The 23,781-nt window shown below is 69.9% G+C and carries 22 protein-coding genes; 13 read left to right on the top strand and 9 right to left on the bottom strand.

Going from position 1 to position 23,781, the window contains the following annotated elements; genetic code table 11:
* The 4 genes from SREC43747_RS0111705 to SREC43747_RS19810 all read left to right on the top strand — a co-directional run.
* Nucleotides 1–2,824 (top strand): transglycosylase domain-containing protein (locus tag SREC43747_RS0111705; protein ID WP_152528400.1); only part of this gene is annotated, 2,824 nt, incomplete at its 5' end.
* A gap of 79 nt (nt 2,825–2,903) precedes the next feature.
* Complete coding sequence (locus SREC43747_RS0111700) at nt 2,904–4,532, top strand: glycosyltransferase family 87 protein (RefSeq protein ID WP_051387968.1); 1,629 nt, start codon at nt 2,904–2,906, stop codon at nt 4,530–4,532.
* A gap of 52 nt (nt 4,533–4,584) precedes the next feature.
* A complete protein-coding gene (locus SREC43747_RS0111695) occupies nt 4,585–4,989 on the top strand; it encodes a hypothetical protein (RefSeq protein ID WP_029721426.1) in 405 nt (134 codons plus the stop codon).
* A 97-nt stretch (nt 4,990–5,086) separates the two neighbouring features.
* Nucleotides 5,087–5,278 (top strand): PspC domain-containing protein, encoded by a 192-nt coding sequence (locus tag SREC43747_RS19810; protein WP_029721425.1) that lies wholly within the window; start codon nt 5,087–5,089, stop codon nt 5,276–5,278.
* Between the two features lie 61 nt (nt 5,279–5,339).
* Here the strand turns inward: SREC43747_RS19810 and SREC43747_RS0111685 are convergent, their stop codons facing one another.
* A complete protein-coding gene (locus SREC43747_RS0111685) occupies nt 5,340–6,755 on the bottom strand; it encodes a M20/M25/M40 family metallo-hydrolase (protein ID WP_029721424.1) in 1,416 nt (471 codons plus the stop codon).
* 49 nt (nt 6,756–6,804) lie between these two features.
* Nucleotides 6,805–7,446: a GOLPH3/VPS74 family protein gene (locus SREC43747_RS0111680; protein ID WP_029721423.1), complete on the bottom strand. Its 642-nt coding sequence runs from the start codon at nt 7,444–7,446 to the stop codon at nt 6,805–6,807.
* Between the two features lie 427 nt (nt 7,447–7,873).
* Between SREC43747_RS0111680 and pdhA the strand changes: the two genes are divergently transcribed.
* The 3 genes from pdhA to SREC43747_RS0111665 are packed head-to-tail and all read left to right on the top strand — an operon-like array spanning nt 7,874 to nt 11,478.
* Complete coding sequence (gene pdhA, locus SREC43747_RS0111675) at nt 7,874–9,103, top strand: pyruvate dehydrogenase (acetyl-transferring) E1 component subunit alpha (protein WP_081722546.1); 1,230 nt, start codon at nt 7,874–7,876, stop codon at nt 9,101–9,103.
* On the top strand, nt 9,103–10,122 hold the full coding sequence (locus tag SREC43747_RS0111670; protein WP_029721421.1) for an alpha-ketoacid dehydrogenase subunit beta: 1,020 nt from the start codon (nt 9,103–9,105) through the stop codon (nt 10,120–10,122). The genes pdhA and SREC43747_RS0111670 overlap by 1 nt, the downstream gene beginning before the upstream one ends.
* 18 nt (nt 10,123–10,140) lie before the next feature.
* Nucleotides 10,141–11,478: a dihydrolipoamide acetyltransferase family protein gene (locus tag SREC43747_RS0111665; RefSeq protein WP_029721420.1), complete on the top strand. Its 1,338-nt coding sequence runs from the start codon at nt 10,141–10,143 to the stop codon at nt 11,476–11,478.
* Nucleotides 11,479–11,517: 39 nt separating this feature from the next.
* Here SREC43747_RS0111665 and SREC43747_RS0111660 read toward each other — a convergent pair whose 3' ends face one another.
* Together SREC43747_RS0111660 and SREC43747_RS21540 are read right to left on the bottom strand one after the other, a co-directional pair.
* Entirely contained in the window at nt 11,518–11,988 is a 471-nt protein-coding gene (locus SREC43747_RS0111660) for a pyridoxamine 5'-phosphate oxidase family protein (protein ID WP_029721419.1), read from the bottom strand.
* A 43-nt stretch (nt 11,989–12,031) separates the two neighbouring features.
* Nucleotides 12,032–12,235, bottom strand: a complete 204-nt coding sequence (locus SREC43747_RS21540) for a hypothetical protein (protein ID WP_037331835.1) — start codon at nt 12,233–12,235, stop codon at nt 12,032–12,034.
* Between the two features lie 600 nt (nt 12,236–12,835).
* Between SREC43747_RS21540 and SREC43747_RS0111650 the strand changes: the two genes are divergently transcribed.
* The 4 genes from SREC43747_RS0111650 to SREC43747_RS0111635 are packed head-to-tail and all read left to right on the top strand — an operon-like array spanning nt 12,836 to nt 16,434.
* Nucleotides 12,836–13,864, top strand: coding sequence for an NAD(P)-dependent alcohol dehydrogenase (locus tag SREC43747_RS0111650; RefSeq protein ID WP_029721418.1), 1,029 nt, complete (start codon nt 12,836–12,838; stop codon nt 13,862–13,864).
* A 20-nt stretch (nt 13,865–13,884) separates the two neighbouring features.
* The gene (locus SREC43747_RS0111645; RefSeq protein ID WP_029721417.1) at nt 13,885–14,931 is read left to right on the top strand and encodes an amidohydrolase family protein; all 1,047 of its coding nucleotides are present in this window, start codon (nt 13,885–13,887) and stop codon (nt 14,929–14,931) included.
* A complete protein-coding gene (locus tag SREC43747_RS0111640; protein ID WP_037331834.1) occupies nt 14,928–15,641 on the top strand; it encodes a metal-sulfur cluster assembly factor in 714 nt (237 codons plus the stop codon). The genes SREC43747_RS0111645 and SREC43747_RS0111640 overlap by 4 nt, the downstream gene beginning before the upstream one ends.
* Nucleotides 15,619–16,434 (top strand): IclR family transcriptional regulator, encoded by an 816-nt coding sequence (locus SREC43747_RS0111635; protein WP_029721415.1) that lies wholly within the window; start codon nt 15,619–15,621, stop codon nt 16,432–16,434. Before SREC43747_RS0111640 ends, SREC43747_RS0111635 begins: the two co-directional genes overlap by 23 nt.
* A gap of 164 nt (nt 16,435–16,598) precedes the next feature.
* Here SREC43747_RS0111635 and SREC43747_RS0111630 read toward each other — a convergent pair whose 3' ends face one another.
* Nucleotides 16,599–17,807, bottom strand: a complete 1,209-nt coding sequence (locus SREC43747_RS0111630) for an acyl-CoA dehydrogenase family protein (RefSeq protein ID WP_029721414.1) — start codon at nt 17,805–17,807, stop codon at nt 16,599–16,601.
* An 8-nt stretch (nt 17,808–17,815) separates the two neighbouring features.
* A complete protein-coding gene (locus tag SREC43747_RS0111625) occupies nt 17,816–18,364 on the bottom strand; it encodes an SCP2 sterol-binding domain-containing protein (protein WP_029721413.1) in 549 nt (182 codons plus the stop codon).
* 121 nt (nt 18,365–18,485) lie between these two features.
* Between SREC43747_RS0111625 and SREC43747_RS0111620 the strand changes: the two genes are divergently transcribed.
* Nucleotides 18,486–19,136 (top strand): TetR/AcrR family transcriptional regulator, encoded by a 651-nt coding sequence (locus SREC43747_RS0111620; protein ID WP_029721412.1) that lies wholly within the window; start codon nt 18,486–18,488, stop codon nt 19,134–19,136.
* Between the two features lie 100 nt (nt 19,137–19,236).
* On the opposite strand, the gene SREC43747_RS0111615 is transcribed toward SREC43747_RS0111620, so the two are convergent.
* Both SREC43747_RS0111615 and SREC43747_RS0111610 read right to left on the bottom strand, forming a co-directional pair.
* A complete protein-coding gene (locus tag SREC43747_RS0111615; RefSeq protein ID WP_029721411.1) occupies nt 19,237–20,064 on the bottom strand; it encodes a MaoC family dehydratase in 828 nt (275 codons plus the stop codon).
* Nucleotides 20,065–20,074: 10 nt separating this feature from the next.
* Nucleotides 20,075–21,412 (bottom strand): 3-oxoacyl-ACP reductase, encoded by a 1,338-nt coding sequence (locus tag SREC43747_RS0111610; RefSeq protein WP_029721410.1) that lies wholly within the window; start codon nt 21,410–21,412, stop codon nt 20,075–20,077.
* 95 nt (nt 21,413–21,507) lie between these two features.
* On the opposite strand from SREC43747_RS0111610, the gene SREC43747_RS0111605 reads away from it, so the two are divergent.
* Complete coding sequence (locus SREC43747_RS0111605) at nt 21,508–22,779, top strand: acetyl-CoA C-acetyltransferase (RefSeq protein ID WP_029721409.1); 1,272 nt, start codon at nt 21,508–21,510, stop codon at nt 22,777–22,779.
* On the opposite strand, the gene SREC43747_RS0111600 is transcribed toward SREC43747_RS0111605, so the two are convergent.
* Nucleotides 22,780–23,739: a daunorubicin resistance protein DrrA family ABC transporter ATP-binding protein gene (locus tag SREC43747_RS0111600; RefSeq protein WP_029721408.1), complete on the bottom strand. Its 960-nt coding sequence runs from the start codon at nt 23,737–23,739 to the stop codon at nt 22,780–22,782.
* Nucleotides 23,740–23,781: the final 42 nt, after the last annotated feature.

Here is a 23,781-nt window from a genome sequence, read left to right as displayed (position 1 = left end):
GGACGACGCGCAGCGCACCCCGCCGGCGCCGCCGCGCGCCGGAGGGCCGGCGCGCCCCGAACGCCCGTCGAACGCCGGCGCGGAGAACGAGTCGCCGCTGACCCGGCGGCTGAGCGGCCAGGACTTGGAGGACGCCAAGGGCGGCCGACGAGGAGGGGACTTACCCACCTCCTACATGCAGGCGCCGCCGCCACCCCCGACCGGGGACGGTCGTCAGGGGCCCCCGCCGGGACCGCAGCCCACCCAGCAGATCTCCCCACCCCCGGGTCGGCGGCCCGGGCCGCCACCGGCCGGTGGTCGGCCGACTGACGACGAACGCCCCACCGAGCACTTGCCCTCGGTTCCGGCGGACTCGCGGGAGTCCGAGCGCGGTCGCGGTGCCGCTGCCGCGGGAGGTGCCGCGGCGGCCGGTGCTGCTGGTGCCGCTGGTGCGGCCGCGCAGGGTGCTGCGTCCGGTCCTGGTGGGCCCGGCGCGCCGGGGCGCGGGGAGAGCGGCAGCTACGACTACTACGCGGCCGGCGACGACGACCCCTACGACGACGACCCGTACTCGAACGAGCCGGAGGACGAGCACGGCGCGGACGAGGCCGCTTTCGCCGCCCACGAGGGCCCGGCCGACTTCGACGACGAGGTGGACGAGCGCAAGCAGCGCCGTCGCACCATGTGGCGCCGCATCCGCCGCACGTTCTACGTGGCGGCGTGCTTGATGATCCTGCTGCCGATAGGCGTGTGCCTCTACGGCTACTTCACCTGGCCGGTGCCCACCGAAGAGGAGATCATCAACCAGGAACAGACGATCGTCATCAACTACGCCAACGGCGAGCCCATGGCGCAGATCGCCCCCGAGGGCGGCAGCCGCACCATGATCCGGGACTTGGACGAGGTGTCCGAGTACCTGCAGAACGCCACCGTCTCGGCCGAGGACGCCTCGTTCTACGAGAACCCGGGCTTCGACGTCATGGGCATCCTGCGCTCTGTGTACTTCTTGGTCACCGGCTCCGGTGTCGGTGGTGGTTCGACGATCACCCAGCAGTTCATCAAGCTGCACCTGGAGCTGAACCAGACCGACAGCCCGTACGTCCGCAAGGTCAAGGAGATCGTGCTGTCGTACAAGATGACCAAGGAGCAGAGCAAGGAGGACATCCTCACCGCCTACCTGAACACCGCCTACTACGGGCGCGGCGCCACGGGCATCTACGCGGCGTCGGAGGCCTACTTCGGCAAGAAGCCCAGCGAGCTCGACCCGGCGGAGGCCGCGGTGCTGGCCGGTGTGGTGCAGCGGCCCTACGCCAACGACCCGCGGGCGGATCCCGAGCAGGCGGAGAAGCGCTGGAACTACGTGATGGACCAGATGGTGGAGAACAACTACCTGTCTGCGTCCGAGCGCCAGTCGCTGGAGATGCCCACCACCCGTCCGCGCACCGAGTGGCGCAAGGACAGCCGGATGTCCCCGAACCAGGACGCCATCTACCGGCAGGTGCTGGCCGAGCTGGAGTCCCAGGGCTGGTCGGAGGACACCTTGTCCCGCGGTGGCTACACCATCACCACCACGATTGACCCGGACGCCCAGAAGGCCGCCGAGCAGGCGGTGGAGGACGTGTTGGCCGGCCAACCGGACAACATCAAGACCTCGCTGGTCGCGGTGGACCCGAACACCGGCGGGGTGCGCGCCTACCACGCGGGCAACGAGCAGATCGGTGACCTCGACTACGCGGCCCAGCCGCAGGAGCCCGGCTCCTCGTTCAAACCGTTCGTGGTGGCCACCGGGTTGAAGGCGGGGTACGGCATCGGCGAGGTGTACGACGGCAGCGCCCCGCGGGAGATCGCCGGCACCGTCTTCGACAACGCGCCCGGCTCCGCGTGCGAGGTGCCCACGCACTGCGGCATCCGGGAAGCCCTCAACGAATCGGTGAACACCGTCTTCGTCGAGATGGCGGTGAAGTTCGGGCCGCACAACGTCGCCAAGCTCGCCCACCAGGCGGGCATCCCGGAGAAGTACGGCGACACGCCGACGCTGCAGAGCCCGAACGGGAACGTGGACGCCGGTATCGCGCTGGGCATGTACCCGGTGCGGCCGATCGACATGGCGGGTGCCTACGCGGCCTTCGCCAACGACGGCAAGCGCATCAAGCCGCACTTCGTGGAGAAGCTCACCGCCCCCAACGGGGAAGAGTCGATGGTGCACGTCCCGCAGCCGGAGCCGGCGTTCTCCGACGACCCGGAGGAGAGCCGGGACATCGCCGAGAACGTGGTGCAGGCGCTGCTGGGCGTGGTGGACCGGTCGAAGCTGACCCTGGACGGCAACCGCCCGGTGGCCGCCAAGACCGGTACGCACCAGTACTTCGACACGAAGATGAACAAGAACGCGTGGATGATCGGTGCGACCCCGCAGCTGTCGGCGGCGGTGGCCATGCTGGCCGAGGAGGACAGCAAGCCGGTGCCGCTGAAGGAGGCCAGCGGGAAGATCGTCTACGGTTCCGGGCTGCCCGGCAAGGTGTGGCAGGAGTTCATGAACGCCTACCACCAGGGCCTCAAGATCGAGAAGTTCGATCTGCACAAGAAGATCGGGCAGTTCGAGTACGTGCCGCCCCCGCCGCCGTCAACCGAGTCCTCGCAGCCGCCGTCCTCGTCGATGCCGCCGTCGGAGAGCTCCACGCGGCCGAGCGATCCGTCGGAGTCGAGGGACGAGGACGAGGAGGAAGAAGAAGAGGAACAGGAGCGCCCGCAGTGCGGTCTGTTCGGGTGCACCGGAGTTGAACAGCCGAACAGGGGCAACGGCCAGGAGGACCCGATGCTGACCGGGGAACGGCAACGGGAGAACTGACGGCCACTAGTCGATCGAGGGGCACCCGCTGTCGAGTGGGTGCCCCTCGTCGTAGATCGGCTACAAGTAGCATCCGGACGTGTCCACCTCCAGCGAGCCAACCAGCACCGGGAACCGATCGGTCGTCGGCGCGGCGGTGGACTGCGAATCACTGGGGCCCGCTGACCGGGTGCCGCCGACGTGGACGGAGCCGCTGGCGCAGCGGCTCAGCCGACCCTTCGGCGGTCGGCTCGGGCGGCACGCCCAGGTGGGGCGGCAGCGGTTCTGGACCCCGCTGCGGGTTGTGCTGCTGATCGCGGTCCTCGTGCTTGCGGCCGGCTGGCTGTTCAAAGCTCCCTGCCAGGTCACCTACGAGACCGACCAGGGGCCGCAGCTGGACTGGCGGAACTACAAGCAGTACACCGCGATGTGCTACACCGACATCATCCCGCGCTACGGGCTGGGTGATGTCGCCCCGGACGACGCCTTCCCGTATAAGACGGCGTGGCTGGAGAACCCCGGCACACCGCAGGAGAAGGTCCGGTACATGGAGTACCCGGTGCTCACCGGGCTGTTCCAGTGGATCAACGCGCGCGCCGCGGACGGCTGGGTGACGCTGGCGTCCTTCGGTTGGCTGCCCATGGCGCTGACCGTGGTGGTGTACTTCAACATGAGCGCGTTCTGGCTCGCGGTGGCCTGGCTGACCACGATCTGGGCGGTGCTGCTGCTGTGCCGGCGCCGGGAGTGGGACGCCGCCATCGCAGCGGCCTCCCCGCTGGTCTTCGTGCACGCCTTCACCAACTGGGACGCGCTGGCCACGGTGTTCGCCACCACCGGGCTGCTGGCTTGGGCGCGACGGCGACCGGTGCTGGCCGGGGTGCTGCTCGGCTTGGGCGGGGCGGCCAAGCTCTACCCGCTGTTCTTCCTCGGCCCGCTGCTGGTGCTGTGCTTGCGGGCCGGGCGGTTGGGCGCCGGTTTGCGCACCCTGGGGGCCGCCGCGGGGACCTGGCTGGCGGTGAACCTGCCGATCATGCTGCTGTTCCCGGCCGGCTGGGCGGAGTTCTTCCGGCTGAACACCGATCGCCCGGCGGACCCGGATTCGCTGTACAACGTGCTGATGTACTTCACCGGCTGGGAGGGCTTCGACGGTCCGCTGGAGTTCGGGCAGGTGCCGGTGGTGCTCAACGCGGTCAGCCTGGTGCTGTTCCTCGTCGCCTGCCTGGCCATCGGTTGGCTGGGGTTGGCCGCCCCGACCCGGCCGCGGCTGGCCCAGCTGTGCTTCTTGGTGGTGGCCGCGTTCCTGCTCACCAACAAGGTGTGGAGCCCGCAGTACTCGCTGTGGCTGGTGCCGTTGGCGGTGCTGGCGATTCCGCGCTGGCGGTTGCTGCTGACCTGGATGGTCGCGGACGCCGCGGTGTGGGCCCCGCGCATGTACTACTACCTCGGCACCGGCAACAAGGGGTTGCCGGAGGGCTGGTTCCTGGGGGCCGTGGTGGTCCGGGACGCCCTGGTGGTGGCCCTGTGCGTGCTGGTCGTCCGGGAGATCCTGCACCCGGCGACGGACAAGGTCCGCCAGGTGAACGCGTTGCCGGGCCGGTGGCGGACGGCGGAAGCCGACCCCTGCGACGGGCCGCTCGACGGCCGGCCCGATCATTTCGCCCTACCGGGGTTAACTCGTTGGTCGCACGAAACCTCCGGAAGATCGCGCGAGCCAATAGCTTCGAGGTGATCCGGTTGGAGGGACCAACCGGGGACCCCGAGCTTCTGGAGGTTGGTTTTCCATGATCGGGCGTCGCATCGTGCCCCTGGTCGTGACCGCGTTCGCCGCCCTTCCCCTCACCGCGCTGTCGGCCGCGGCAGCGCAGGCCCCGGTCGACGTGGTGCTCGGCGAACCGAAGTGCGCTTCCCCGGCCGCCGAGGACGCGCTGGAGCAGTTCGGGGCGTCGAAGGACGTGGCGGAGGCAGCGTCCAGGCCCACGGTGTCGTACGAATTGCGCGGGAAGGAGGCGGCGGGCAACCCCACCCCGTTCCGGATCGACGTGAACGGCGAGACCAGGGCCACCGGCGCCGTCGGCGGCAGGGGCGTCGTGCGGGGCTCCTTCGCCCTGCCGTCCAAGCGGACCCACGTCCGCGTGGTTTCCGGGGACCAGGTGCTGGCGGAACGGGTGTACGAGGTGCGCTGCTGACGACCAGCGGTGGCCAGCCCAGCGCCAGAGGACCGCTCAGGGAGATCTCAGGGGACTTCCGGACGTGCTGCCGGTCGTTTTCAGGAAGCATGGGGGCATGACGACACAGCGAACCCCCCTCTCCCGCCCCCAGGACCGGGCCATGATCGCCGGCGTTTGCGCTGGGCTGGCCGACCGGTTCGGCATGAAGCCCAGCACGGTCCGGGTGCTGTTCCTGCTCTCCTGCTTGTTGCCCGGACCGCAGGTGGTGTTCTACCTCGCGCTGTGGTTCTTGATCCCCAGGCGCTGAGCGGGCCGCCGCGGACGGCGCCCGGCGCACCGGACGCCGCCACGAGCGCGGTGCTCGACGGTCACCTGCGGGCGTGCGCGTCGAGCAGGTAGGCGATCGCCGCGCTGAGCTTGGCGGCGAACCCCAGGTGCAGTGATTCGTCGGGCACGTGGGCGTTGCTGTCCGGGCCCAGCGCTCCGGTCACCACGAACTGGGCGTCGGGGTAGGCGTTGTGCAGCAGCCCCATGAGGGGGATGGATCCGCCGACCCCCATGGTCTGCCACCGGGTCCCGAAGATGTCCGCGCTGGCCTGGTCCAGCGCTTCGTGCAGCCACGGCTGCAGATCGGGAGCGTTCCAGCCCATTCCGGTGTCGGAGTGCCCGAAGCTCACCTGGGCCCCGTAGGGCACGTCGGTGGACAGCCGCTGCTTGACCGCTTCCATCGCGGCCTGCGGGTCAGCGGTCGGCGGCAGCCGGAAGCTGAGCATCAGCGTGGTGTAGGGGCGCAGCACGTTGCCGGCGTCCGAAGGAGCGGGCATCCCGTCGGCGCCGATCACCGACAGGGTCGGTCGCCAGGTGTTGTTCAGGGCCAGTTCGACCTCGTCCTCGCTGAGCGGCTGCATCCCGTCCAGCAGCGGGACCGAGTTCCGCACCAGGCCGGGGACGGCTTCGAGCGCCGCGCGGGTCTGCTCGACCCGGTTGTTCGGGATGGGCACGTTCAGCTCGGGGACCAGGATTTCCCCGGTCCGCGGGTCCTCGATCCGGTCCAGCAGTTGTCGCATGATCCGGAACGAACTGGGCAGGATGCCACTGGCCATGCCGGAGTGCTGCCCGGACTCCAGCACCCGGACGGTCACCTCCAGCTGCATCCCGCCGCGCAGCGAGGTGGTCAGCCACAGTCGCTCGTAGTCCCCGGCCCCGGAGTCCAGGCACACGATCAGGGTCACGTCGCCGAGCCGGTCGGACAGGTGCTCCAGGTACGCCGGGAGGTCGGGGCTGCCGGATTCCTCGCCGGTCTCCAGCAGGACGACGCAGCGGGCGTGCCGGCCGCCGTGCTGGCGAGCGGCTTCGACGGCGGAGATGGCGGCGTACCCGGAGTACCCGTCGTCCACGGAGCCGCGGCCGTACAGCCGGCCGTTGCGCACCACCGGTGTCCACGGGCCGAGTCCTTCGGACCAGCCGTGGAGCGGGGGCTGCTTGTCCAGGTGCCCGTACAGCAGCACGGTCTCTTCCGAGGCGCCTTCGGCGGGCGGGATGTCGATCAGCAGCAGGGGGGAGCGGCCGTCGAGCCGAACCACTTCCGCTTCGGCGCCCGGGATGCCGCGTGCCGTGACCCACTGCCGCACGTGGTCGACGGCGGCGTCGAGGTGCCCGTTGGCCTCCCAGTCCGCGTCGTACGCGGGGGACACCGCTGGTATCTCCACCAGCTCGGACAGGCTGGGCAGGACGGATTCGTCCCAGATCTGTTGCACGGTTTTCGTCACGGCTGCTCGATCCACGCCGCGATCCTATGCCTGCTGCGGCGGGGCGGGGAGCCCGTTGCGCGGGTTACTCCGAACCGGCGGCGGTGGCGGAGATGATCACGGTGGTGGTCAGCACCGCGTTGAGGTCGGCCACGGCCGCCTCCACCGCGTTGCCCAGTTCCTCCCCGGCGCTGATCTTCTTGAGCCGTTTGCGCTCCGCCGAGCTGAACTTGAGCGCCCAGGAGAGCCCGCTGGTGTGCACCAGGGCGGCGAGCAGGGCCAGCCGGTTGTCGAGGGGCTGCTGACCGGAGGCGACCGCGCGCAGCTCGCCGATCAGCGCTTGGCGTGCGTTGTGGTCGGGGTAGTAGCGGTTGCTGCGGAACAGCCCGAGGAATTCGCGCTGCTCGTGGCGCATCAGCCCGCGCCGCACGAGGGACTCGGCGTGCTGGTCGCGGGTTTTGCGGCGTTCGAGGAACCAGGAGACGGCGACCGGTCCACCGGTCTTCTGCTGGCGTTGGGCGAGCAGTTCGACGGCTTCGGCGATCCAGGGCACTTCGCTCGGCTCGGAGTTGGTGAGCTCGATGTTCTTGCCGTCGATCGCGATGCGGTGCTGGCGGGCGAGCTCGGCCAATTCGGCGGCGCCGGTGCGGTCGGCGGTGGCGTAGTAGCTGCCGTTGTCCTTGTGCAGCAGCAGGACGAATTCTTCCGGAAGGGTGATGCCGGTCACCTGGTGCAGTATGCCCGTCCTGCCGCGGTCTTGGCCATGGCGGGTGGGGTTGCGGGCCTCGGGGCCGGCCCGCCGAGGGCGGCGGGTGGCGAGTTTCCCCGCCGTTGGTCGGTGTGCGAAGTGTTGGGGTTACGACCTTCCCGGACTCGTCAATCGGATCTCCATTACTTCGATGACCTGCGATTTTTCCCGTTCTGGTGGGGAATTAACGTGAATGGCCTGCGAGGCCGGGCGGCCGTCCGGCTGAATCGAATCCCTGTGGCAGGGCTCACTGCTTTTGGCGGTTTCGTGTCAGGATGACGGGGAGCGGTCCAACCGCTCCGGTCAGGCGGCCCAGCGGCAGCACAGCCGTGAACGCCACCTGGACGGAGCAGTCGGGCACACCACCACAAGCGGTGTGAGCCGACGGTGACACGAGGAGATCCACATGTCCCCCGAACGATGGACGCGACCGGGAGCACTAACCGAAACCGGCGAAGTGACCGGGCCCCCTGCCGCTACCGCAGCACGACCCAGCAGGGAGCAGGTGATCGCCGGATTGCGGGCTACCAGTGAAGGCGGAGCTGACCTCGTTCAGCTCCTCACCCCCGAAGGAGAGCGGGTCGAGCACCCCGATTTCGACATAGAGCTCAGCGACGAGGCGCTTCGCGGCCTGTACCGGGACATGGTGCTGGTCCGCCGGTTCGACCGGGAGGGCAACGCCCTGCAGCGCCAAGGCCAGCTCGGCATCTGGGTCCCCCTGCTGGGCCAGGAGGCCGCCCAGATCGGGGCGGGCCGCGCGCTCAAACCCCAGGACATGGCCTTCCCCAGCTACCGGGAGCACGGGGTGGCGTGGTGCCGGGGCATCGACCCCACCGAACTGCTCGGCATCTTCCGCGGCACCGACCACGGCAGCTGGGACCCGAAGGAGACCGGCTTCCACACCTACACGATCGTCATCGGCAACCAGTGCCTGAACGCCACCGGCTACGCCATGGGGCAGAAGTTCGACGGCAAGGTCGGCGACCCCGACGGTGAGGCCACCATGGTGTTCTTCGGTGACGGGGCCACCAGCCAGGGCGACGTGCACGAAGGGATGGTGTGGTCGGCCGTCTACGACGCGCCCGTGGTGTTCTTCTGCCAGAACAACCAGTGGGCGATCTCCGAACCGCTGGAGCGCCAGACCCGGGTCCCGCTCTACCAGCGCGCCGCCGGGTACGGCTTCCCCGGCATCCGGGTGGACGGCAACGACGTGCTGGCCAGCCTCGCGGTCGCCAAGTGGGCCCTGGACGAGTGCCGGCAGGGCAACGGGCCGGTGCTCGTGGAGGCGTTCACCTACCGGATGGACGCCCACACCACCTCCGACGACCCCACCCGCTACCGGCTCTCCGACGAGATGGAGGCCTGGAAGCTGAAGGACCCCATCGAGCGGCTGCGCGTGCACCTGGTGCGCGAGGAGATCGCCGACCAGGACTTCTTCGACGAGGTCTCCGCGGAGTCCGACGAGCTGGCCGCGCGGTTCCGCGACTTCTGCTTCAACATGCCGACTCCGCCTCCCGAGCGGATCTTCTCCGAGGTCTACGCCGAGGAAACACCGCAGCTGGCCCAGCAGCGCGAGGAGTACCTGCGCTACCTCGCCGGGTTCGCCGACGACGCAATGGCGGGAGGTGTTCGTTGATGGCCGCGCCCACCCTGGAACACCCGACCACGAAGGCCGGGGCCACCCAGACCGTCACCATCGCCAAAGCCCTCAACCTGGCGCTGCGGGCCGCGATGGAACGCGACCCGAAAGTCCTGGTGATGGGCGAGGACGTCGGCAAGCTCGGCGGCGTCTTCCGGATCACCGACGGCTTGCAGAAGGACTTCGGCGAGCACCGGGTGCTGGACACCCCGCTGGCCGAGTCCGGGATCATCGGCACCGCGATCGGGCTGGCGCTCCGCGGCTACCGACCGGTGTGCGAGATCCAGTTCGACGGGTTCATCTTCCCCGGTTTCGACCAGATCGTCTCCCAGTTGGCCAAGCTGCACTACCGCAGCCAGGGCAAGGTGAAGGTGCCGGTGGTGGTGCGGGTCCCGTTCGGCGGGGGCATCGGTGCGGTGGAGCACCACTCGGAGTCCCCGGAATCGCTGTTCGCGCACGTCGGCGGGTTGAAGGTGGTGTCCTGCTCCAACCCGGTCGACGCCTACTGGATGCTGCAGCAGGCCATCGCCTGCGACGATCCGGTGCTGTTCTTCGAGCCCAAGCGGCGCTACTACGAGAAGGCCCCGCTGGACCCGGCCGCTTCCCCGCCACCGCTGTTCAGCTCCCGGGTGGTGCGCGCGGGGACCACGGCCACCATCGCCACCTACGGGCCGATGGTGCGCACCTGCCTGGACGCGGCCGAAGCGGCCACCGAGGACGACCTCGACCTCGAGGTGATCGACCTGCGGACCCTGTCCCCGCTGCACCTGGAGCCGGTGTTCGAGTCGGTGCGCCGGACCGGGCGGTTGGTGCTGGTCAGCGAGGCCCCGGCGGAGTCCTCCATCACCTCCGAGGTGGCCACCCGGGTGCAGCAGGAGTGCTTCTACTCCCTGGAGGCCCCGGTGCTGCGGGTGACCGGCTTCGACACCCCGTACCCGCCGAGCAAGTTGGAGGACGACTACTTGCCGGACCTGGACCGGGTGCTGGACGCAGTCGACCGTTCGCTGGCGTACTGAGGGGAGAACAGCAGCAAGATGGCCAACCTGCAGCACTTCCCCCTGCCCGATGTCGGCGAGGGGCTGACCGAAGCGGAGATCCTCAACTGGCGGGTCCAACCGGGCGACCAGGTCGAGGTCAACCAGGTCATCGTGGAGATCGAGACCGCCAAGGCGGCGGTGGAACTCCCCTGCCCGTGGGCGGGCACCGTGCGGGAACTGCTCGCCGAACCGGGGCAGACCGTCGAGGTGGGCACCCCGATCGTCGCGATCGACGTGGCCGGTGAGGTGGAGGTCGTCGAACAGGGCGCCGCCCCCGCCGCGGAGAGCACCCAGCAGGAGGAGAAGGTCGCCACCCTGGTCGGCTACGGCCCGCGGGCGTCCAGCACGAAGCGGCGGCGCCGGCGCAACGCACCGGCCGCCGCGGGACCGCCGACCGCGCCGGCTGCGACGGCTTCCGCGCCGCCCGCGGCCGAACCGCCCTCCCAGGCCGAGCCGCGCAACGGAGCGCGCCAGGGCGGCTACGTGCCGCTGGCCAAACCGCCGGTGCGCAAGCTGGCCAAGACGCTCGGGGTGGACCTGCGCTCGATCACCGGCTCCGGTGCCAGCGGGGTGATCACCCGGGAAGACGTCGAAGCCGCCGCCAGCGGGAAGACGTCCGCGGCCGCGCCCGCGGGCCGGTCCGAACGCCGAGTGCCGGTCAAGGGCGTCCGCAAGGCCACGGCGGAGGCGATGGTGCGGAGCGCGTTCACCGCGCCGCACGTCACCGAGTTCCTGACCGTGGACGTCACCCCGATGATGGAGTTCCGGGAGCGGTTGAAGAACCACCCCGACTTCGCGGGGGTCAAGTTGACGCCGCTGGCGTTCGCCGCGAAAGCGGTGTGCCTGGCGGTGCGCCGCACCCCGGACGTGAACGCCACCTGGGACGAGCAGGCGGGCGAGATCGTCTACAAGGACTACGTGCACCTGGGCATCGCGGCCGCGACGCCGCGCGGGCTGGTGGTGCCGAAGGTCCGGGACGCCGACCAGCTCTCCCTGCGGGAGCTGGCGGTGGCGTTGGAGGAGCTGACCACCACCGCGCGGGAGGGCAAGACCCCTCCGGGGGACATGGTGGACGGCACCATCACGATCACCAACGTCGGCGTCTTCGGGGTGGACACCGGCACCCCGATCCTCAACCCGGGCGAGTCGGCGATCCTCGCGCTCGGCGCGATCCGCGACATGCCGTGGGTGGTGGACGGCCAGGTGGTGCCGCGGAAGGTGTGCCAGCTGGCGTTGAGCTTCGACCACCGGATCGTGGACGGCCAGCAGGGCTCGCAGTTCCTGGCCGATGTCGGGGCGCTGTTCGCCGATCCCAGCATGGCGATCACGTACTGACCGGTCGGCGGGCCCGGACGAGCACCGGGCCCGCCTCGATCAGTACCGGTGGAACGTGGCGATCCCCATGTGGGGCCGCCAAAGCCTGATGACCAGGTGGCTCTGGTCCTCGGCCACCGCGGTGGCGACCACTTCGTTCAGCTCGAGCCGGAACAGGTGGCCGTCGCCGCCCGGTGGTTGCGCTTCCCGCAGCCACTCCTCGCGCGGCTTGCCGAGGACTTCTTCGGCGTGCCCGGAGATCTTCACGTCGGGCTCGGTCATCGTCTCGCCACCCGGGTTGCAGTGCAGCGCGAACCTGCCGTCCCGCAGCAGGTCCAGGGCTTTCCGGGCCTTCGGCATCGAGCCGACCGCCAGGTCGGGGCCGTACCAGAAGACCTCGGTGCCGCTGACCCGCGGCGCCCCGTTCTTGCGCACCGTGGCCAGCACGTGGTGGCGGTGTTCGGTGAACCGGTTCCGCGCGGTTTCGGCCAGTTCGGGTGCTTCCTCGGCGAACTGCTGCCAAGTGGCCATGCTCACATGGTGGCACGGGGCGCCGACGGTTTTCGGGTGGAGCTCAGGACTCCTTGCGGCGGCGGCCGGCCGAGTGCCGGCTGTCGGGGCCGACGACCTGGTCGCCGCTGCTCTTCTGCTCGTCGTACTCCCGCAGGAAGTCGAAGGCGTGCTTGTCGAAGTCGTGGATGTCGATCTCGGGAAGCTCACCGAGCTCTTCGTGCAGTTCCCGGAATATAGGGGTCTCCGCGTCAGGGGTGGTCTTCACCGCTTCGCCTCCCGTTCGTCTCGAAGCTGCGCTCGGGCCCGCCTGGGCGGGCCGTGCTGAGCCCTCCCCGCAGAGCTCGTCCGGCGCTGCCCGGTGGGCAGACCGGTCCCACCGGAACGCGCCTTCCCGGTGGGGTTGTGGTTGTTCACTGACCAGCCCGGTGCACTCTGCCCAAGTGAAGAGGCACCTGGCCGACGGAATCCTGCATGCTTTGGCTGGAAAACGCTCCTACTTTGTGCAATTTCGCACGGTGGCGAGCGCCACTCGGGCAAAACCCCCCATCATGCCCAGACCGTTGCTACTCGCGCGTTAAATGTCAGCGAGCTGATATTTCGTTGAGATGAATCCTCGTCGAACCCGGTTGGCCAGCTGACCGGGTCGGCCGCTGCGCCGGGCGCGAGGTGGCCGGCTCCCGGCTTACCAGTCAGCGGTGTCCGGGTCGGCGATTTTCCCCGGCGCACCGCTCAGTCCCACCCGAACGGGTGACAACAAGGCCGTGGACGGGGGCCGTTATCAGCATGCGACAACACCCTTTTGTGGCCTGCCGCACGCCGACCCATGATGTGACTCCAACCACATGCCAGTGGAGAGGAGTCCGGTGTGAAAGCGGTGCGAGTCCACGGCTACGGAGAAAAACCGGTGTTGGAATCGGTCCCCGACCCGGTGGTGCGGGACCCCCTGGACGTGCTGGTGGAGATCGAAGCGGCCGGAGTCTGCCGCACCGACCTGCACATCATCGAGGGGCAGTGGGCGGACAAGAGCGGGGTCGCCCTCCCGTACACCATCGGCCACGAGAACGCCGGCACGGTCCGCGAAACCGGCAGCGCCGTGCAGCACGTCCGCCCCGGTGACAAGGTCATCCTCCACCCGCTGGTCACCTGCGGCCTGTGCCGGGCCTGCCGCAGCGGCGACGACGTGCACTGCGAGAACTCCCGGTTCCCGGGCCTGGACAGCGACGGCGGGATGGCCGAGCTGCTGCTGACCAACGCGCGCTCGGTGGTGAAGCTGGACCCGAACCTGCGGCCGGCCGACGTGGCGGCCCTCGCCGACGCCGGCCTCACCGCGTACCACGCGGTCCGCAAAGCGGCCCCGCTGCTGCACCCCGGCACCCACGTCGTGCTGATCGGGGCCGGCGGGCTCGGGCACATCGGCCTGCAGTCCCTGCTCGCGCTCACCCCCGCCGAGATCACCGTGGTGGACACCTCGCCGGAGGCGCTCGAGGCGGCCGAGCAGCTCGGGGCCCACCACACCGTGCGGGCCGACGGCGGCCAGGTGTCCGCGGTGCTGGAGCTGACCGGCGGCAAGGGCGCGCACGTGGTGCTCGACTTCGTCGGGGAGGCCGGCACCCCCGACGACGGGGTCGCCATGACCCGGGACGCCGGCTCCTACTTCGTCATCGGGTACGGCGGCCGGGTCGACGTGCCCACCATCGACATCATCTCCCGGGAGATCAACGTCATCGGCAACCTCGTCGGCTCCTACAACGAGCTGGCCGAGCTGATGACGCTCACCGCGCAGGGGAAGGTCTCGCTGCGCACCCGCACCTACCCCTTGGACAACGCGCTGGACGCGCTCGCCGACCTGGACGCCGGGCGCATTCCCGGCGGCCGCGCCATCCTCGTCCGCTGATCCGGTGATCGGAGACCGCCATGTACGTCAAAGACGGCGAGAAGTACTTCATCGTCGACAGCCACATCCACTTCTGGGACGGGACGCCCGCCAACCAGGCCAACCGGTACGGCGAGGGCTTCCTGAACTGCTTCTACGACTACCACCGCAACCTCAGCCCGGAGTCCGAGCTGTGGTCGCTGGAGCACTTCCAGCGGCAGAGCGAGGCCGACGTCATGCACGACCTGTTCGAGGTCGGCTACGTCGACAAGGCCATCATGCAGCCCACCTACCTCACCGACTTCTTCGTCAACGGGTTCAACACCGTCGAGCAGAACGCGGTGCTGGCCGAGAAGCACCCGGACAAGTTCATCCTCAACGGTGCGTGGGACCCGCGGGACGGGGAAGCCGGCCTGGCCGTGCTGGAGCGCCTCGCCGAGCGCTGGCAGTTCAAGGGCGCCAAGCTCTACACCGCGGAGTGGAAGGGCAACTCCAAGGGCTGGAAGCTGAGCGACCCGTGGTCCTACCGCTACCTGGAGAAGTGCCAGGAGCTCGGGATCCGCAACATCCACGTCCACAAAGGACCTACGATCTACCCGCTGAACCGGGACGCCTTCGACGTGGCCGACGTGGACGACGTGGCATCGGCCTTCCCGGACCTGAACTTCATCGTCGAGCACGTCGGACTGCCGCGGCTGGAGGACTTCTGCTGGATCGCCACCCAGGAACCGAACGTCTACGGCGGACTCGCGGTGGCGATGCCGTTCATCCACAGCAGACCTCGCTACTTCGCCAAGATCATCGGTGAGCTGCTGTTCTGGTTGGACGAGAACCGCATCGCCTTCTCCAGCGACTACGCGATCTGGACGCCGAAGTGGCTGGTGGAGAAGTTCGTCGACTTCCAGATCCCCGAGGACATGCAGTCCGAGTACGGGGTGCTCACCACCGACGTCAAGCGCAAGATCCTCGGTCTGAACGCGGCCCGGCTCTACGACATCGAGGTGCCGGCCGAGATGCGGGCCGCCGAACCGCCGGCGCAGCGCACCGCGGTGGCCTCCGGGACGAACGCGGAGGTGATGTCGCCGTGACCACCGCGGTGCTCAGCGAGCAGGCCGTTCGGCAGGCGCTGCAGGAGGTGCTCGACCCGGAGCTGGACCAGCCGATCACCGAGCTGGGGTTCGTGGCCCGGCTGCAGGTGAGCGGTACCGGGGAGGTGGCGGTGGACCTGCGGCTGCCCACCTACTTCTGCGCCCCGAACTTCGCGTACCTGATGGCCGCGGACGCCCGCGAGGCGGTGTCCGCGGTCCCCGGGGTGCGGCAGGTCCGGGTGCGGCTGCTGGACCACTTCGCCTCCGAGGAGATCAACGCCGGGGTGGCCGCGGACAGCGGTTTCCGCGCCGCCTTCCCGGGGTTGGCCGACGGGGAGCTCGAGCAGCTGCGCCGCACCTTCCTGCGCAAAGCGCACCTGGCCTGCCAGGAGCAGCTGGCCGGCAAGCTCCTGCGGTCCGGGGTGGAACCGGCCCAGCTGGTGCGGGTGCGGCTCGGTGAGCTGGGCACCGACCCGCTGGTCGAGCGGTTGCGGAAGCGGCGGCAGAAGCTGGGGTTGCCCTGCGACGACGACGCGCTGCTGCTGCTCGACGAGCACGGGGCGCCGGTGGCGGAGGAGGAGCTGCCGCTGCGGCTGCGCCGCGGCCGGGCGACCCGCGTGAGCATCGAGAGCAACCGGGAGTGGTGCCAGGGGCTGCTGGCCACCAGGTACGGCGGAACACCGGGTGATGAGCGCGCAACCGATCGGTGAACGCCGCCCGCGGCGCGGCGGGAGACCGGGAACCCTGCAGTCGGTGACCCGCGCGCTGCGGGCCCTGGACGTCATCGCCGCCTGCCCGGACGGGATCAGCGCCAAGGGCCTGGCCGAGCGGCTCGGGCTCGCCCTGCCCACGGTCTACCACCTGCTGACCACGCTGGTGGAGGCCGGGCACGTGGTGCACCTGCCGGACGAGCACGTGTTCGTGCTCGGGTACAAGGCGCGGTACTTGGGGCAGTCGCTGTCCCGGCAGTTGGCGGTGGCGCCGGGGATCGCGGGGGCGGTGCGGTGGGTGCACCAGCACGCCGACGCGGCCGCCTACTACGCGATCTACCGGGGCACCGAGGTGGTCATCGCGCACGTCGCGGACTCGCCGCGCCGTCCCCGGGTGCAGCCGCTGGACGTGGGGTTCCACCAGGCCGCGCACGCCACGGCGTTCGGCAAGATCATGCTCGCCGCGATGGATCCGCAGCAGCGGGCGGACTACCTCGACAAGGCCGGTCTGCAGCGGTGGGCGCCGGCCACCATCTGCGATCGGGAGGTGCTGGAGGAACACCTGGAGCACGTGCGGCAGTCCCAGCTGGCGCTGGACATCAACGAGTTCCAGCTCGGTCTGGCGTGCATGGCGGTGCCGGTGCACGACCAGGCCGGCGGCGTGGCCGGCTCGGTGGCGATCTCCCTCCCGGTGCCGGAGTTCCGCGCCCGGCGTTGGACGGTGGAACGCGCGGTGCGCCAGGGCGCGGCGCGGATCACGCGTTCGCTGGTGCTGGAAGGGAGAGGGCGGTGATCACCGGAGGGGCGAAGGGTCGGTGATCACCGCGGCGGAGTGGTCAGGAACCGACCGGGAGCGGCGCGGGGCCAGGGAACCCGCGCCGCTCCCGGTCGGTCGGGATGAGATCCCGTGTTCCGCCCACCGGTCGGCGGGCGGAACACGGGGTTCCGCACCTGGAATCAGGAGATGTGCTGGCCGGAGATGGCCCGGGCCACCACGAGCTGCTGGATCTGCTCGGTGCCTTCGAAGATGTCGTAGATCTTGGCGTCGCGGTGCATCCGCTCCACCGGGAACTCCCGGGTGTAGCCGTTGCCGCCGAGGATCTGGATGGCCCGCTCGGTGACCCAGGTGGCGACTCGACCGGCCTTCAGCTTCGACATGGAGCCCTCCCCGGAGGGGAACCCCCCGTTGTGGCCCAGCCACGCCGCCCGCCACACCAGCAGTCGAGCGGCGTCGATCTCCATGCGCATGTCGGCGAGGGTGAAGGCGATCGACTGGTTCTGGATGATCGGCCGGCCGAAGGTCTCGCGCTGCTGCGCGTACTCGAGCGCGACCTCGTAGGCGGCGCGGGCGATGCCGATGGCCTGGGCGCCGACGATGGGCCGCGACAGCTCGAAGGTCTTCATCGCGGCCTGCTCCTTGGCGCGGGCGCCTTCGCGAGCGCGGGCGAGCCGCTCGTCCAGCTTCTCCTTGCCGCCCAGCAGGCAGCGGCCGGGGACCCGGACGTCGTCGAGGAAGACGTCGGCGGTGTGCGAGGCGCGCAGGCCGTGCTTGCGGATCTTGCCCGGCGATTCCAGTCCCTTGGTGCCCGGCGGGACGATGAACGCGGCCTGGCCCCGGGCGCCGAGCTCGGGGTCCACGACGGCCTGCACCACGTGGATGTTGGCGATGCCGCCGTTGGTGGCCCAGGCCTTCTGGCCGTTGAGCACCCACTCGTCCTTGGCCTCGTCGTAGACGGCGCGGGTGCGCATCGCGCTCACGTCCGAGCCGGCGCCGGGCTCGGAGGAGCAGAACGCGGCGACCTTCGGGTCGTTCTCGTCGCCGTAGCACTGCGGGACCCATTCGGCGAGCTGGTCCGGGGTGCCGGCGGCGAAGATGCCGGCGACGGCCAGGGTGGTGCCGAAGATCGCCATGCCGATGCCGCCGTCGCCCCAGAAGAGCTCTTCGTTGACGATGGGCAGGGACAGCCCGGTCTCGTCGGCCCAGAAGTTGGCGAGGCTTTCGAAGCCGTAGAGGCCGACCTTGGCGGCTTCCTGGATGATCGGCCAGGGGGTTTCCTCGCGCTCGTCCCACTCGGCCGCGGCCGGGCGCACGGTCTTCTCGGCGAAGCCGTGCACCCATTCCTGCAGTTCTTTGTGCTCTTCGGAAAGCTCAAGTGAAAAACTCATTGGGGTCCTCAGGCTTTGGGGATCTGGAAGAGCTTGGTGAGTCCAGCGGCGAACCCGACGTCTCCGGCGAGCTTGAGCTTGCCCGTCATGAACATCATCGGCGCGGAGGCGTTGCCGGAGACCAGCTTGATGAATTCGACGGGGCCGATGGTGATGGTCACCAGTGGTTCCTGCTGCGGGTCCTTGCTGACCGTGCAGGTGTCCTTGGTGATGGTGCACTCGTAGCGCAGCGGCTCGTCGTTCGCGGTGCCGATGCGCCAGCGGACGACGGCTTCCTTCTTCGTCCGGCCCGGCTTGTAGTGCTCCTCCATCCGGCGGAACACCTCGTCGAGGATGCGCTCCCGGAGCACGGGGCGTTCCATGACGGCTTTGAGCTGGGCGTCGGAGGCGCGGGAGATGATCCGGGCGAACTGCTCCGGGGTCAGTTCGCTCAGGTCGGCTTCAGCGTTGCTGCTGGCAGCTTCGGTGGCTGCTTCCAGCAGCGAGGTGAACTCCTCCTGGCTCACCTTCTTGGGGTCCAGATCGCCGAGCGCGGCGATCGGGTTGGTCTGGGCCATCGGCCACCTCCATTACCTACTCTCCAGTAAGACTACTCATGAGTAGGTTTCTCTGGCAAGGCGCGGGCCCGAGTCGGCCTGTTCTAGCCTGACCTGCATCGGAACAGGCGTAAGAGGTGAAATGCAGGCCGAGCAGAAACAACGCCGGAACCGGCGGCTACCGCGAGAAGTCCGGGAACGGCAAATCCTGACCGCAGCTGTGGACGTGTTCGCCGCGCGGGGGTTCCACGCAGCCTCCATGGACGAGATATCCGAGGTCGCGGGCATCTCCAAACCGATGATCTACGCCTACCTCGGAGCCAAGGAAGAGCTGTTCGAAGCCTGCATCCGGAAGGAGGCCGAACGGCTCATCGAGGCCATCGGAGAATCCGTCGTCCCGGGGTCCAGCCCCGAGCAGCAGCTGTGGCAGGGGCTGCGCGGTTTCTTCGCGTACGTCAACGACAACCGCGCCGGGTGGACGGTGCTGCACCGCCAAGCGGCTTCCCTGCAGGAGCCGTTCATCAGCGAATTCCTGGAGTGGCGGCAGCGCGCCACCGGCATGATCGCCGAGCTGCTCGCCCGGGCCACCGAGAGGTCCCCGCAGCCGCGCCGCCCCGAGCAGATGCTGCCGTTCGCCGCGGCGCTGGTCGGCGCCGGGGAGTCGCTGGTCGAGTGGTGGTTCGACAACCCCGAGCACACCCCGGACGGGCTGGCCCGGCGGCTGATGAACATGGTGTGGATGGGCTTCGGGAACCTCGTCGAGGGGAAGTCCTGGTCCCCGGACGCGGAGTGATCCCACCGGCCCCCGGGCGTTCCGCGGAACGCAGGAAGGGGGTTTTCCCGCCTGCTGCGGCAGGGAAGTCCCCTTCCTGCTGAAACCGCTGGGCGATCGGTCAGCGCACCGTGCCGATCAGGTGCGCCTTGCCCGACCGGGACTGCAGGGCGAAGTCCACTCCGCCGCCGTTGCGCCGCGCCGCGAATTCCACTGTGGAGGGCAGCAGCAGCGGTTTGCGGAACTCGACTTCGACCGCGCACGCCCCCGGCAGCCGGTGGGAGAGCGCCGCCAGGCAGCGCGCCTTGGACCACATGCCGTGCGCGATGGCCCGCGGGAAGCCGAACGCCTTGGCGGTCAACGGGTGCAGGTGGATCGGGTTGCGGTCGCCCGACACCGCGGCGTACCGGCGGCCCGTGTCACCCGGCACCCGCCACTGGGCGATCGGTTCCCCGGGGTCGACGCTGCGCCGCTGCTGCGGTTCCGCCGAGGACTTGCCGCGCCGCAGGTAGGTGCTGGTCTCCCGCCACACGACCTCCCCGTCGACGCTGGTCTCGGTGATGACGTCGAACTGCGTGCCCTTCGGGTGCGGGCGCAGGTTCGCCACCCGGACCCGCTGGGCCAGCACGTCGGTGCTGCGCAGCGGGCGGTCCTGCTCGATCCGGTTCGCCACGTGCACCAGGCCGACCAGCGGGAACGGGAAACCGGGGTCGGTCATCAGCTGCACCGACAGGGGGAACGACAGCACGTGCGGGTAGGTGATCGGCAGTTCGTCGCGCAGGGCGAAGCCGCACACCCGGTCGTACTCGGCCAGGTGCTCGGTGTCGATCGCGATGTCCCGGCGCACGTACTCGGTGTCCGGCAGGTCCCGGCCGCGCCGGGTCGGGCCGGTCGCGACCGCCTTGGCGTACAGCGCGGAAAGGCTCGGTGCGGTGGTCAGTTCCGGCATGGTGCCCTCCTCACGCGCCGAGCATGCCCTGGCCGCAGACCCGGACCACGTTGCCGTTGATGCCGGCGGAGGCCGGGTTGGCGAACCAGGCGATCGTCTCGGCCACGTCCACCGGCTGGCCGCCCTGCAGCATGCTGTTCATCCGCCGGCCGGCCTCCCGGATCACCAGCGGGATGGCCGCGGTCATCTGGGTTTCGATGAAGCCCGGGGCGACCGCGTTGATGGTGGCGTTCTTCTCCGCCGCCAGCGGAGCGGTGGCCTGGACGTGCCCGATCACGCCGGCCTTGGAGGCGGCGTAGTTGCCCTGGCCCACGTTGCCGGCGATGCCGCTCATCGAGGACACGCACACGATGCGGGCCTCCGGCCGCAGCGGCGAACCGTCCGCCAGCAGGGCCTCGTTGATGCGCTCCTGGGCGGTGAGGTTGACCGCCAGCACGGAGTTCCACTGCTGCTCGCTCATCCGGCCGATGGTCTTGTCCCGGGTGATGCCGGCGTTGTGCACCACGACGTCCAGCCCGTCGTGGCGCTCGGCGAAGTGCTCGGCGATGCGCTGCGGGGCGTCGTCGGCGGTGATGTCCAGCTGCAGGGTGGAGCCGCCGATGCTGTTGGCGACCCGGGTGAGGTCCCCGCCCTGGGCGGGGATGTCCAGGCAGACCACCTTGGCGCCGTCGCGGGCGAGGGTGCGGGCGATCGCTTCGCCGATGCCCCGGGAGGCGCCGGTGACCAGGGCGGTCTTGCCCTGCAGCGGCCGCTCCCAGTCCACGTCCGGGACCTCCGCCGGGCCGATCCGCACCACCTGGCCGGACACGTAGGCGGACTTGGCGGACAGCAGGAACCGCAGGGTGGACTCGATGGCGTCCTCGGCGCCCCGGGAGACGTAGACGAGCTGGGCGGTGGAGCCGTTCTTGACCTCCTTGCCGGCGGTGCGCACGAAGCCTTCCAGGGCGCGCTGGGCGGCTCGGGCCCGCGGGGACTCCTCCTCCTCGGGCGGGGTGCCGAGCACGATCAGCCGGCCGCAGCGGTCGAGTCGCCGGATGACCGGTCCGAAGAAGTCCAGCAGGGCTTTCAGCTGGGAGCTGTCGCCGATGCCGGTGGCGTCGAAGACCAGGCCGGCGTAGCGTGCTCCTTCCACCGGGGTCTGGTGGACCTGGGCGTTGACGGATTTGAGGGTCTTGTTGACGGCTTCCCGGAGGCGGGAGCCCGGGGCCGCGTCGAACAGCACGGGGCCGGCCACCACCGGGTCTCCCGGGCGATAGCGGCGCAGCGGGACCGGCCTCGGCAGGCCGAGCCGCTTGGCGATCTGCCGTCCGAGCGGGGAGGAAATGAACTGCTGGTAACGGTCGGCCATGGCAACTCCTGCGTGGTCCGCAAGCACTCGACGAATTAGTTACTCATCGGTAGGTTAGAGGTCTGACGCAACAGGCACCAGTGAGGGAGTCAGTGATGGCCAGGCGAGTGGCGATCATCGGCGGCAACCGGATTCCGTTCGCCCGGTCCGGCGGCCCCTACGCGCAAGCTTCCAACCAGGACATGCTCACCGCGGCCTTGGACGGGCTGATCGCGCGGTTCGGGTTGCAGGGCGAGCGGGTCGGGGAATTCGTCGCCGGGGCGGTGCTCAAGCACAGCCGCGACTTCAATCTCGCTCGGGAAACGGTGCTCGGCTCGCAATTGGATCCCCGCACCCCCGCGCACGACGTGCAGATGGCTTGCGCCACCGGGCTGGAGGCGTTCGTCTCGGTGGCCAACAAGATCGCGCTGGGGCAGATCGACTGCGGCATCGCCGGCGGCGTGGACTCGGCGAGCGACGCGCCGATCAGCATCAACGACGACCTGCGCCGCGTGCTGCTGCGGGCCAACCACGCCAAGACCCTCGGCGACCGGCTGAAGGCGCTGGCCGGGGTCCGGCCGCAGCACGTCGTGCCGGAGATCCCGCGCAACGCCGAACCGCGCACCGGGCTCTCGATGGGGGAGCACGCCGCGAAGACGGCGCTGGCCTGGCAGGTCTCCCGGGAGGAGCAGGACGAGCTGGCGGTGCGCAGCCACCGGCGGCTGGCCGCCGCCTACGAGCGCGGGTTCTTCGACGACCTGATGACGTCGTACCTGGGGTTGTCCCGGGACCAGAACCTGCGCCCGGACACCTCGGTGGAGAAGCTCGCCAAGCTCAAGCCGGTCTTCGGCCGCGGTGAGCAGGCCACGATGACCGCGGGCAACTCGACCCCGCTCAGCGACGGCGCCTCCACGGTGCTGCTGGCCAGCGAGGAGTGGGCCAAGGAGCGCAACCTGCCGGTGCTGGCCTACTTCTCCGACGCCGTGTCCGAGGCGGTGGACCACACCAGCGGGGAAGAGGGGCTGCTGATGGCCCCGGCGTACGCGGTGCCGCGGCTGCTGGACCGGGCCGGGTTGGGGCTCGGCGACTTCGACTTCTACGAGATCCACGAGGCCTTCGCCTCCCAGGTGCTGGCGACCCTGAAGGCCTGGCAGGACCCGGACTTCTGCAAGAACCGCCTGGGCCGGGACGGGGTGCTCGGGGAGATCGACCCGGACAAGCTCAACGTCAACGGCTCGTCGCTGGCCGCTGGTCACCCGTTCGCCGCGACCGGTGGTCGGATCGTGGTCACGCTGGCCAAGCTGCTGGCCGAGCGCGGTTCCGGGCGCGGGCTGATCTCGATCTGCGCTGCCGGCGGTCAGGGCATGGTGGCGATCCTGGAGCGCTGATCAGCTGGCCGAGTCCTCTTCGGCGCGGCGGCCGGTGAGGGACAGGAACACGTCGTCGAGGGTGGGGCGGTGCAGTGCGACGTCCTGCACCGCAACGCCTTCGGCGTCCAACCGCCGCAGGGCTTCGATGAGCGCCTTGGTCCCGGTGTCCACCGCGACCGTGGCGGTGCGGACCTGCTGCGCGATCTCGGGCTCGCCGTTGCCGATTTCGGCCAGCACCCGGCTGATCGCCGCCAGGTCCTCCTCGTGCTGCGCGGTCAGCTGCAGGCGCTCGCCGCCGATCTGGTCCTTCAGCTGTTCGGCGCTGCCCCGGGCGATCACCCGGCCGCGGTCGATCACCACGATCGTGTCGGCCAGGTGGTCCGCTTCCTCCAGGTACTGGGTGGTGAGCAGCACGGTGGTGCCGACCGCGACGAGCTCGCTGATCACGTTCCAGGTGTCGATGCGGCCGCGCGGGTCCAACCCGGTGGTGGGTTCGTCGAGCACCACCACCGGTGGTCTGGCCACCAGCGCACCGGCCAGGTCGAGCCGGCGGCGCATCCCGCCGGAGTAGCCCTTGGCCGGCCGGTCGGCGGATTCCTGCAGCTGGAAGCGGTCGAGCAGTTCGCGGGCCCGCTCGCGGGCGCGGGCGCGGGACATGCCGTAGAGGCGGCCGACCATGTAGAGGTTCTCGAAACCGGTGAGGTTCTCGTCCACCGCGGCGTACTGGCCGGAGACGCCGATGCTCCGCCGGACTCCGCCGGGGTCGGTGAGCACGTCGTGCCCGGCGACCGTGGCGGTGCCCGAGTCGGGGCGCAGCAGGGTGGTGAGGATGCGCACCGCGGTGGTCTTGCCCGCCCCGTTCGGGCCGAGCAGGCCGAGGATGTGGCCGGTGGGGATCTCCAGGTCCACACCGTCGAGGGCGCGGTTCTCCCCGAACGTCTTCACCAGCGCTTCCGCGCGCACGGCCGGGTCGTCCATCCGAGCCTCCGCTGGGTCGTGCTGGCGCCACTGTAGACCGGA

It is taken from the genome of Saccharopolyspora rectivirgula DSM 43747, from assembly GCF_000497205.1.
Taxonomy (GTDB): domain Bacteria; phylum Actinomycetota; class Actinomycetes; order Mycobacteriales; family Pseudonocardiaceae; genus Saccharopolyspora; species Saccharopolyspora rectivirgula.
The sequence above is the reverse complement of the archived record's forward strand: the minus strand, read 5'-3'. Positions and strand labels throughout refer to the sequence as shown.